9 protein-coding genes are annotated in these 11,141 nt (G+C 67.7%); 1 reads left to right on the forward strand and 8 read right to left on the reverse strand.

The features are described from left to right. Positions 1-25: 25 nt before the first annotated feature. The 5 genes from AKJ09_RS11565 to AKJ09_RS11585 all read right to left on the reverse strand — a co-directional run bounded on the left by AKJ09_RS11565 (position 26) and on the right by AKJ09_RS11585 (position 7,428). Positions 26-2,101, reverse strand: a complete 2,076-nt coding sequence (locus AKJ09_RS11565; protein WP_146647253.1) for a DUF4339 domain-containing protein — start codon at positions 2,099-2,101, stop codon at positions 26-28. 72 nt (positions 2,102-2,173) lie between these two features. Further along, positions 2,174-2,851, reverse strand: coding sequence for a ComF family protein (locus tag AKJ09_RS11570; protein ID WP_146647254.1), 678 nt, complete (start codon positions 2,849-2,851; stop codon positions 2,174-2,176). Positions 2,852-2,904: 53 nt separating this feature from the next. Further along, the gene (locus AKJ09_RS11575) at positions 2,905-3,486 is read right to left on the reverse strand and encodes a GNAT family N-acetyltransferase (protein WP_169927457.1); all 582 of its coding nucleotides are present in this window, start codon (positions 3,484-3,486) and stop codon (positions 2,905-2,907) included. 125 nt (positions 3,487-3,611) lie between these two features. Then, positions 3,612-5,948 (reverse strand): replication restart helicase PriA, encoded by a 2,337-nt coding sequence (priA, locus tag AKJ09_RS11580; protein WP_146655503.1) that lies wholly within the window; start codon positions 5,946-5,948, stop codon positions 3,612-3,614. A gap of 7 nt (positions 5,949-5,955) precedes the next feature. Next, the gene (locus AKJ09_RS11585) at positions 5,956-7,428 is read right to left on the reverse strand and encodes a serine/threonine-protein kinase (protein ID WP_205633688.1); all 1,473 of its coding nucleotides are present in this window, start codon (positions 7,426-7,428) and stop codon (positions 5,956-5,958) included. Positions 7,429-7,616: 188 nt separating this feature from the next. Between AKJ09_RS11585 and AKJ09_RS11590 the strand changes: the two genes are divergently transcribed. Further along, entirely contained in the window at positions 7,617-8,021 is a 405-nt protein-coding gene (locus tag AKJ09_RS11590; protein WP_240488442.1) for a response regulator, read from the forward strand. Here AKJ09_RS11590 and AKJ09_RS11595 read toward each other — a convergent pair whose 3' ends face one another. The 3 genes from AKJ09_RS11595 to AKJ09_RS11605 are packed head-to-tail and all read right to left on the reverse strand — an operon-like array spanning position 8,022 to position 11,034. Next, complete coding sequence (locus AKJ09_RS11595; protein WP_146647257.1) at positions 8,022-8,477, reverse strand: hypothetical protein; 456 nt, start codon at positions 8,475-8,477, stop codon at positions 8,022-8,024. It abuts the gene before it with no gap. A 15-nt stretch (positions 8,478-8,492) separates the two neighbouring features. Further along, positions 8,493-9,500 carry a hypothetical protein gene (locus AKJ09_RS11600; protein WP_146647258.1) on the reverse strand — a complete coding sequence of 336 codons (1,008 nt, stop codon included), beginning with the start codon at positions 9,498-9,500 and terminating at the stop codon, positions 8,493-8,495. Between the two features lie 34 nt (positions 9,501-9,534). Then, the gene (locus AKJ09_RS11605; protein ID WP_146647259.1) at positions 9,535-11,034 is read right to left on the reverse strand and encodes a serine/threonine-protein kinase; all 1,500 of its coding nucleotides are present in this window, start codon (positions 11,032-11,034) and stop codon (positions 9,535-9,537) included. Between the last annotated feature and the right edge of the window lie 107 nt (positions 11,035-11,141).

The following is an 11,141-nucleotide window of genomic DNA, read 5'->3' on the forward strand; positions in this document are numbered from 1 at the left end:
TCCTATCCGGATTGGAGCAAAACGATCACTTCGCCGTGCATGCAATCGGCGTTGCGTAGAGCTCGAAGCCCTTTGCCTTCGCGCCGAGAAACGCCACGACACCTCGGCCGTCCGGTCCGACGACGGCCTGCGGCTGCCCCGCGTTGACGCCGTCCGCGGAGATCGCGAGCGGCGCACCGGAGACCGAACCGTCGGCATTCATGACGAGAGCGCGCACCTGGTGGCTCGAAACGGGCCCTTCGGTCCACGCGATCATGAAGCGGCCGCCGCCGAGACCTGCCACAGCGGGCGACATGGCCTGCGTGCCGAGACCACCGACGGGAAGCGCGAGCGTGCTCGCATCGCCCGGTGAACCGCCAATGGCAGCTTTCGCCCAGCGCACTTGCCACGGGTCTTGCGCGCCCGCGCGATCGGACCAAGCGACGATCACGTTGTCGCCGCTGATCGTGATGGCAGGCGCACCGACCTGACCGAGACCGGCGATGTGCCCGAGCTGGCCTTCGGGCGTGAGTGCACCTTCGCCCTTGGCGATGCCGAAGTAGATCGCGCCGCCCCGACGGAACGCGAGCGCGATGCCGGGCGTCTTGCCGAGAGGAACGGCGCGCAACGCTTCGACCGGACCTTCGCCGTCGAGCAAGAACAGCTTCGCCCAACTGCCCTGATTGTGGGCCACCCACACGATCGCGTTGTCGGCGACGCCGATGTCGACCGGCGGCGTGGTCGCGACCGTGCGACGACCGGCGATCTTGTCGCCCTTCTTGTCGAAGTCGGCGATCGCGGTGATCTTGGCGTTCGTCAGGTTCGGGGAGACGCGTCGGATGTCACCGCCCGCCTTCGTGCGCGCGGTCGCACTCGTCGCGAGCGACGAAGGATCGAGCGTGAGAACCATGCCTTCGCGCGACTGCGATGCGAACGCGAGAGCAACGCCCGACGCGGTCGGGAAGGCTTCGATGCCACTCGCGACCATCGCCCTGGGCGAGACGACCTTCGATTCACCCGACACCGAGCAAGCACCGAAGCTCGGCGCAGGCTCGCGAGCAGCCGCGGCCTTCGGCTCCGGCGGAGTGACGGCCGAAGCACCGTTCGCACGCGACGGTGGCGAGGCCGAGGCCACGCTGGAGCCCGAAGCGGACGCGCTGGCGTTCGCCGAAGGCAGCTCGCTCGGATTGCCACGAAACGCGCTGACGATGAGCGCGAGCAGCAGGATAACGACCGAGAAGCCGAGCGCACCGATGACGCCGATGAGGAGCTTGTTCTTCGGCGGTCTTCCCGCACGAATCTCCTTCAGGTCCTCGAAGATCAGCGTCAGGTTCGGGCGTCGCGGCGGCAGACCCGCGAAGTCTTCTTCCGTGCCGGACAGCGATGGCTCGTGAGCGGCCGGCTCGGCCGAGCCCATGTCGAACACGGGCGCCGCGACAGGCACCGTGGGGGAAGGCCCCGACGAACCGTCGAACGACGGACCGTTCTCGTCGAGCAGCATCGAGCCGCTCAGCTCCTCGATCATCGGGTTCTTCGGAGGAAGCGGCGGGGCTTGGGAGGGTGTTCGCCGAGGCGGCGCTTGGGGAGCCGCTTCGTGCGGAGCAGCCGCTTGGGGAGCGGCCACTTGCTGACCCGATGCCTGCGCGGCCTTCTTGGCTGCCACCAGGGCCAAGACTTCGGGAGGCGGCGGAAGACCGATGGTCGTAGGCAAGCTCGGCGCCAGACCCGCGCGCGGATTGCTCGAGACCGGAGGCGGGGGCGTCGGCTCCGGTTGGGACTTCGATGCCACCGGCACGTAAGGAGGCGGGGGCGGAGGTTCGTGGTTCGACGGGTTCGACGGACCAAACGAGTCGCTCCCCGACTTGGCCTCGAATGCGTGCTGAACCGCAAGCACGGCCAGAGGCGGCGGTGGGATGTTCGGAACGACGCCGTTCTGCGCCGAGAGCGCACTCGTCGTGAGCTCCGGAACTTCGTTCGCTGCCTGCCAAGCGTGCCAGCCCGGTTTCCAGATTGGGGTGTTCGGCGCGATCACCCCCGACGCGAGCGCTGCGCGCAACTCGTCGAGCCGCACGCTGCGTTGCTGTCCGTTGGGATCCGCCCACCGCCAGAGTTCGTTGCTCATCGAGGCGTGTGCCCATGATACCCAAACTCGGCGAACGTCGCCCAATCGTCGTCACGGGCCTGGCACACGGATTTACCAGGTCCGCTCGTCCTCCTCTCGATCGCGGTTGGCGAGCACCATCGTCCAAACGTGCTCCGCCCCGGTCGTACGTAGGGCCGTCACACACCCCGACAGCGTCGCCCCCGTCGTCCGCACGTCGTCGACGAGCAGGACCCTACGACCTTGAATCGCTTCGGGGGTTCGAACGACGAAGGCCCCCTTGAGATTCGTGGCCCGCGCGGCCTTGTCGAGGGAGGCCTGCTTGGGCGTGTCGTGGACGCGAGCAAGCGCACGCGGAGCCCACGGGACCACGAGCCTTCGTGCGATCTGCCGAGCAAGCAAGGCAGCCTGATCGAAGCCGCGATCCGCAAGGCGACGAGGATGGAGCGGCACCGAAACCACGACGTCGACCTGGCCGTCGAACGAGTCGGCGAAGGTCGCCATCATCTCGCCGAGCCTCGGCGCGAGGTCCGGTCGACCGCCGTACTTGCATCGTGCAATCGCAGTGGCGATGGCGCCTCCGTACGCGAAGACGGCGCACTCGCGCGATGGGTAGCGCGTTCGGCGCTCGATCACCGAGACCGCGCAGCTCGCACAAAACAGCGTGCGACGTCGAATGCGCGAATCGCACGCGGCACATCGATTCGGAGCCACGAGCTCGCCGGCCGCGTCCAGCGCGACACGGCCAAAGGCCAGGAGAGGAGTTTGCATCTGCGCGTCAGGTCGACCGCAGAGATGCGCAAGTTGCGGCGACGCGTGGGAAATTAGACGTCGTCGGGGAGCGTCTCGAGCACGGCCGGGAGCGCGTGCTCCTCTCGCGTTCTCGCGAAGAGCACGTGGTCTTCCCAGCGCCCGGCGATCTGGAGGTATCGCTCCGCGTAGCCTTCGCGGCGAAAGCCGAGCTTTTCGATGACCCGCAAGCTGCGCGCGTTGTGGGGCATGATCGCGGCCTGGATGCGATGCAGCCCGGCCGGGCCGAAGGCGAAGTCGAGAACGGCTCGGATGCCCTCGGTCGCGAGGCCCTGACCGAGGACGTTCCCATCCATCCAGTAGCCGAGGTAAGCGCCGTACATCGCCCCGCGCATGACACCGTTCAGCGCGATCTTGCCGATGAACGTGTTCATCTTCTCGCGGCTGGCGACCATGAAGACGTAGCCCGAGCCGCGCTTCCACTCGCGCCGCTGACGGAGCACGGTCTTCGAAACCTCGGTGATCGACGACGGATCCTCGCCGGGTGGCGGAGCTGGATTCCAGGGCCGGAGGTGCTCGTTGTTCGTACGGAGGAGGCGACGAATCTCCCCGACGTCACCCGTACGCGGCGGGCGCAGCACGAGCCGAGGCGTCACCAGACGGGTGGTAAGCGAAGGGCCGCTCGTGCCGCTCGCACCTAAAGACGCGGCTGACGGCGACGACATGCCTCCTCGACCAACGGCGCTGGGGTCTTTCGCGGACGACGTCCCCACATGTCGACTCATAGCAGGCCCACGGGATCTACGTCGATCGCAACGCGCACCGTACGAGGTAGGCGGGCGATCGCACCATGCATGGCAAGTGCCCCGAGCCTCAGTCGTTCGCGGGAAGCGCTCCTCAGCATCACCCGGAAGCGGAAGCGGTTTCTCACCTTGGCAATCGGCGCGACCGCCGGGCCTAGGACGTCGAGCGATCCGAGCTCGCCCGTTCGTGCGACCTCGCGGGCCGCCTTGGCGAGCTCCGCCGCCGCGTTTTGCGCCTCCCCCTCGTCGAGCGAGTCGATGCGCGCGAGCGCCATCCGGGAGAACGGCGGGTACATGAGCTCGCGCCGATCACGAAGCTCGCGATCGATGAACCCGTGGACGTCGTGACGGACCGCGAACTGGATGGCGTGATGCTCGGGATTGTAGGTCTGCACGAGCACGCGCCCCGGTGAGTCTCCTCGACCTGCACGACCGGCGACCTGCACGAGGAGCTGGAACGCACGCTCGCTGGCCCGGAAGTCGGGGATGGACAGCGCCGCATCCGCGTTGATGACGCCGACGAGCGTGACGTGGGGAAGGTCGTGGCCCTTCGTGACCATCTGCGTGCCGACGAGAATGTCGACCTCGCGCGAACGAACCCGCGCCAGGATCTTCTCGACGTCCTTGCCGCTGGCCACGTCGCGGTCGAGCCGTGCGATGCGCGCCGTCGGGAAGGCTTCGGCGAGCGTGGCTTCGAGCTTCTCCGTTCCGAGCCCTTCGAGCGCCACGCGATCCGAGCTGCACTTCGGACAGCGCGGCGGAACCTTCGCCTCGTAGTCGCACCAGTGGCACCGCATGATGCCGTTCGGACCGATCTCGTCGGCCTCGGTGGCTCGCCCGTACTTCTTGTGGAAGGTGAGCGCGACGGTGCACTGCGGGCAGCTCGAGAGCTCACCGCAGCTCTCGCAGCGGACGCTGGGAGCGAACCCGCGGCGGTTCAGGAACAGGATCGACTGCTCCTTCTTCGCGAGCGTCTCCTCGATCGCGCGATGCAAGAGGATGCTCAGCTTGCGGTCGCCCGTGGGCCCCGCACCGATGTTCCTCAAATCGACGATGGAGACCTTGGGCATCTCCTGCGCACGGGCGCGATCGGGCAGAGCCAGCTTCTGCGCCTTGCCGGAGCGCGCGAGCTGCTCGGTCTCCAGCGACGGCGTTGCGCTGCCGAGTACGCACACGCCGCCGTGCATGTGCGCGCGCAAGATCGACATGTCGCGCGCGTGGTAGCGAACGCCTTCTTCCTGCTTGAACGACGAGTCGTGCTCTTCGTCGACGATGACGAGCCCCAGATTGCGAATGGGGGCAAAGAGCGCGCTTCGGGCTCCAATGGCGACGTCGACCTCGCCGGCGCTCAGTCGCTTCCACATATCGAAGCGCTCGCGCGCGGTGAGCGCCGAGTGGAGCACCGCCACTTCGTCGCCGAAGCGCGCGCGGAAGCGATTCACGAGCTGCGGCGTCAGCGCGATTTCCGGCACGAGCATGATCGTGCCCTTGCCGAGCTTCTTCGCGGTGGCGATGGCGCGGAGGTAAACCTCCGTCTTTCCGGAGCCGGTGACGCCGTGCAAGAGAAACGTGGAACCCGCACGCTTCGAATCCGGCCCCTTGTCGCTCTCCTTTTCGCTTTCGACGGTCGCTTCGAGAGCGCGCTCGATGGCGAGCATCGCCGCGCGCTGGGGCTCGGTGGGCTCGGGCGGAGAGTCCTGAGCGATGGTCTCGGCGAAGAAGGGATCCCTCTGCGCCTCTCGCTCGGACATGGTGAGAAGGCCGCGCTCGACGAGCTTCTTCACCGTCGCACGGGCCGCCCCAAACTGCTCTTCGAGGCGAGATACGGGCAGCGAGCCGTGCGCGCGAACGAAGGCCAGGATGTGGGACGCCTTTTCCTTCAAGGACGTCTCGACGGCATCCGTGGCGGTCACCCACTGCACCTTGCGTGGGGCGATGCCCTTGGCGTTCGAGAAGAGCGTGAGCTCCTCCACCGCACGCTCCGCTTCGCGATCGGCCGGCGGAAGCGCAAGGCGAACCACCTCGCCGATGGGCGCGAGGTAGTACGAGGCCAGCCTCTGCAAGAAGACGACGAGATCGTTGGGCAGTGAAATGCCGTCGAGGACTTCGAGCAGCGGCTTGGCGGCCGGGGGCGGCTCCCCTTCGCGCACGCCGACGACGACGCCCACCACACGACGCGATCCCAACGTGCAGAGCACGCGACGACCGGGCGTGACGCTCTCTCCGAGCTTCTCGGGTACGAGATAACTCAGCGCGCGCGGAAGCGGCACGGGCAACGCCACGTCCGCGAGACGGGCGCTGACCGGCTCGTCCATGCTCACGTCATCGCACGATAGCGCACGCGAGCGCAACGAACCCAGCGATCGCCGCAACCACGACCATGGCGACGAGCAGGCGGCTCTCACCGGGCGGCGCATCGGCGAGAGCCCGCGCGTTCTTCGTCTGGATCTCGAGCGCGCGAGCAACGCGGGCAACCTCGCCGCGTACGTCCGCCGTGGACTCGATGGGCGTGGCCGGCTGGGGCGGGTGAGCTTCGAGCTCCCGCTTGAAGGCACGCATGGCCCCGTCCGAAACCGGGAACGGATCGGTCGAGGCGAGCTTGGCCGGCCGCTCGGACGACTTCTGCATACTCTGCAAAGCTTTCGTCAGCGGCGTCGCGGATGCAACCGTTGCGCTCTCGGGCGCGATTTGCACGGCGGCGGCACGGATGTGCTCGGAGGACGGCGGGGGTGGGCGCTTCGAGAGACGCGCCTCGCTCGCGCGCCGTCGTTCGATCGGCTCGGTGCCGAACGTGGTCGAAATCCACTCGCCGAGCTTGAGACGGCTCGCATGTAGATGGCTGCTCGCCACGTACTCGTCGAGTGCTCGGAGAAACGCGCCCGCCGAGGGATAGCGGTCGTCCGGCGAGCGCGCGAGCGCACAGCTCACGATGGCGCGAAGATGCGCCTCGTTCGGGACCTTGTCGCTCAGATCGGGCAGCTCGGGGATCTCGGCGCGCCGCGCTTGCTCGAGCAGGGGCACCTCGCTCCGCGAGCGGTAGAGGCGGTGGCCTGCGAGAAGCTCCCAGAGAATCACGCCGGCGGCGAAGACGTCCGAACGCGCATCGACGGCATCCCCACGAGCGTGCTCGGGACTCATGTAACCGGCCTTGCCCTTGAGCGCTTCGTTCGAGCCGTCACGAACGAGCGTGTTCGCGTGGGCGATGCCGAAGTCACAGAGCTTCACCTCGCCGTCGTACGAGATGAGGACGTTACTGGGCGATACGTCGCGATGAACGATGCCGAGTGGGGTTCCGTCTTCGTCCGTGCGTCGATGCGCGTAGTCGAGACCTTCGAGCGTGTCGGCCACGATGCCGAGCGCATGCTGGACCGGAAGCCCAACGCTCAGCTGCGTGCACATCCGAAGGATCGCGTTGAGGTCGAAGCCCTCGACGTACTCCATCGCGATGTAGAGCGGACTGTCGGCCTCGGGACCAACGCGGCCGAGATCGAGCACCTGGACGATGTGCTTGTGGCTCAGCTTCGCGGCGAGCTTCGCCTCGTACGTCAGCATCTCGACGAAGCGCGGGTCGGCCGCGAACGCCGGCAGGATCTGCTTCACCACCGAGAGGCGGGTGGCCCCGAACTCGGTCTCGGCACGGGCGAGGTAGATCTGCGCCATGCCCCCTTGGCCGATTCGGTCGAAGAGGGTGTAGCGGCCAAATGCGCGCGGAAGCTCTCCTTCGGAGAGGAGGGAACCACCGGATGGGAAGGTCGAAACGGCGTGCATCGTCGGACGAAAGGCCCCGACCGACATTCTCCCCCTTCGGGTCGAACGGGCAAGTTGGCGGCTTCGACACGTACGCCAATGTCGGCTCATGTAACCAATGCCGCGACCTCGAGCGCTTCGGGGACCGGACAGCAAGCGCGACTGGGTGTAGAAGCAAGGGGTCGGGCTTGTCCGACGGGAACACGCGCGGGGGGAGCGTGGCGGGGTAAACGCGCGTGCTCGCTCCACTCGTGCTGGTGGTTGACGACTTCGAAGACAGCCGCGAGATGTACGCGGAGTACCTCTCGTTCGCGGGCTACCGCGTCGAGCAGGCGAGCGACGGTGCCGAAGCCGTCGAGCGGGTATGTGAGCTCCACCCCGACCTCGTCGTGATGGACCTCGCCCTGCCCGCCCTCGACGGCTGCGAGGCCACGCGGGCCATCAAAGACAACCCCGAGACACGCGACGTGAAGGTGCTCGTCGTCACCGGGCACACACTGCCATCCCACTTGAAGCGCGCGCGCGAAGCTGGTGCCGACGAAGTGTTGACGAAGCCTCTTCTGCCTGTCGAGCTCGTAGCCGCCGTCGAGCGTTTGCTCGAGAGCGACGGCATCGCTCGAAGCGCGGACGACGCGGGCTGACTACTTCTTGGGCGTGGTGGGCTGAGGCGGCGGCCACGTCGGCAGAGTCGTGGGGAACCCGGCCGGCGGTTTGAACGCGCCTGCGTCGAAGCCCGGAATCGAGGTGGGGATCTGGAGCGTCGGTGTCGGAACCGGCGCGGCATTGCCGGCGTCGGCAGGGGCCGCAGCATCGGCCGCCTTGCCCGCATCGGCAACGACCACGGGAGCCGCCGTATGCGTTGCACCGGGCGCCGCGGTGGTCACTGCGGGTGCCACCGCGAGAGGCGCTGCCGTCTCGGCGGGTGCTGCAGCCGTCACCGTCGCGGCGGGCGTCACCACGGGGGCCGCGTCGACGACGGCAGCCACCGTGTCAGCGGAGGCGTCCGCCCCGCCTTTTTTGATCAGATCGCACGCTGCAAGCGTGAAGGAACCGAACGCGACGACGAGAACGGCACTTCGAAGGGCGAAGCGTGTCATGCGCGCGAGTGTAACTCAGAGGAGGCGGCCCACCAGAAGAACGACACCGGCAAGCACGATCGTGATCACGAGACCCGTCGACGCCACTTCGCCCGAGAGCACGGTGCGAACGAGTGCGAGCCCGGCGAGAAGGAACACGGCGAACGCCGGAAGCCAGATCGCCGAACTCTTGGAGAGACGCTTGCGCGTTTCTTTCGCCAGCCCCCAGGCCTGCGCGGTGTTCGCGAGAATCACGGCATTGCCGCGAGCTGCCTTGCGCCAGAGTCGGAGAGCCTGCCCACGATCGCCGAGCTTCTCGTGCGCATCGACACGCAACGACACGGCAAGCCACCGCGAACCTCCTGTGAACGCGCCGGCGTCGGCCTCACCTTCGCCAACGAGCGAGAGCACCGACTTCGAGTCGCCGCGAGCGTTCGCGAGCAGCGCTTCGGCCAAGCGCACGTCGCCGTTCACCTCGGCGTTCGGGAGATCTTTCGGGCACACCGCGAGCCAGCGCTCACCGAGCTCCTGGGCGTTCGACATCGCGGCGAGACGCGCGAGGCGCGCGAGCGCGAGTGCGCGGTAGGCCGGAATGGTGAGCGCTTCGAGCGTGGCCTCGAGCAGCGCACGCGCGTGGACGAAGTCGCGCCCTTTGATCTGCTGCACGGCGAGGTTCGCGCAGAGCCAGAGGAGTCGGAACTCGGCATCCGCGCGCTCGGCATTCGGAACACCGCCCACGAGCTTCTTCTTCTGTTCGACGAACAGTTTGCGAATCTCGGCGAGCGTCGCGCGCAGCGGTACGTCCTCGAGCGGCTCGGAGAGATTCGTACGCGTCAGCGCGATATCGGGCCGCCCTTTTCCGTGGCGGCCCGTCTTGCTCGGGCTAGGCGACGTCGAAAGCTCGCGCTCCTGCTCGAAGCTGCACTTTGCACACGTCAGCCGTATGCGCCGGCCGTCGCTGGCTGGCGTCGCGCTCACGGGCTCGTCGCACTTTGCGCACTCGAGAATGCGCACGTCCGCGCCCTTGAGGTCGAAGTCGGCCATGGCGCAGCACTCCTAGCACCGGCGGACGAAACCGTCAGCGCTCGGTCGGTTCGGCAGGCGGCGGCTCGGGGAAGACCGGAAGCGGCTCGAACTCGGGCGCAGGCGCCTCGGCAGGAGCCTTCGGCTCGGCTTTGGCAGGCGCCGTCTTCTTCGACGACGAGGCCGGGGCCGGCTTCGCGTTCGGATCGGGCAGCTTCGGCACTTCGTTGGCGCTGGTATCGACGTGCGTGCCGTGCGCCGCGTGCGCGGTCCCTGCAGCGCCGTCTGCCTTCGCTTTGCTCGTGCGCGCGCCGTCCGTGCTCTTTGCACCGTTGCGTCGAGCGCTCGCGCGCGTCGAGGCCCTCGGCTTGGTCTCGTTCGGCGGCGGGGGCGCGGACTCCGGAGCGACCGCGGCGACCTTCGTCGCCGGCGGCGTCGGCGCAGAGGGAGCGGGCGCGGCGGACGCGCTTGCCGCCGGAGGCGTGGGTTTGGACGCAACCGTCGTCGGCGGCGCGGGCTCCTGCACGAGTGCAACGGGCTCGGTCTTCGGCTTCGATTCGTAGATGAAGTAGCCCGCGACCACCGACGCTGCGACCGCTGCTGCGGCGACGATCATTCCGCCGCGACGAGGCTTGGCCTCGACTTGCGCGAGAAGGCCCACCACGCGAGCGGGCGCCGTCACGTCGTCGCAGACGAGCGCACGGAGGTCGGCGCGCAGCGCGCGTGCCGACTGATAGCGGCTGTCGGGGTTCTTGCGCATCGCCTTGAGGCAGATCTCCTCGAGACGCCCGTCTGCGGTCGGATTGAGCGCGCGCGGACGCGTGGGCTCGTCGTTGACGTGCATGAGCGCCGTGCCCATCGCCGTCGTCGCGTCGAACGGCACCTTGCCGGTCATGAGCTGGAAGAGCAGAACGCCCATCGAATAGAGATCGCTGCGCGTGTCGAGCTGCTCGCCGCGAGCCTGCTCGGGCGACATGTACGCCGGCGTTCCGATGACCACGCCCTCTCCGGTGACGCGAGGGCTCGAGTTCCGCGACTCGACGAGCTTCGCCACGCCGAAGTCACACACCTTCACGATGTCGTGACGGTGACCTTCGTCGTCGACGCCATCGAGAAGCACGATGTTCTCGGGCTTGAGGTCGCGATGCACGACCCCCATCTCGTGGGCGACGGCGAGCGCGGCGAGCACCTGCGAGGCGATGTCGACGATGCGCTCGACGGGAAGCGGACCACTTTCTTCCAGGACCGAGGCGAGCGAGCGACCGTCGAGGTACTCCATCGCGATGTAGAGAAGACCGTCGGGCTCCTCACCGAAGTCGATGACGCGCATCGAGCTCGGATGATCGATCCGCGATGCGGCCTGCGCTTCGCGAAGGAAGCGCGCCGCGAACGATGGTTCGCCGTTCAGCGGTCGATGCAGCACCTTCACGGCGACCGTCGTTCCGAGGGCAACTTGGCGAGCGCGGTAGACCGCGCCCATCGCCCCTTCGCCGACGAGAGCCTCGATCGCAAACCTGCCCGCGATCGTCCGTCCGATGAGGGTCGACTCTTTCATGGGTCTGACCCTAGTGGAAGCCGAGGCCGAGGGCCTATTTTGTCGCGAAACCCAACGCGAACCACGCGTGATGACGGAGATTGAGCGCAACCTGAGCCGGCTCCGCT

Origin of the sequence: Labilithrix luteola, from assembly GCF_001263205.1 — a bacterium.
GTDB classification, from domain to species: Bacteria; Myxococcota_A; Polyangia; order Polyangiales; family Polyangiaceae; genus Labilithrix; species Labilithrix luteola.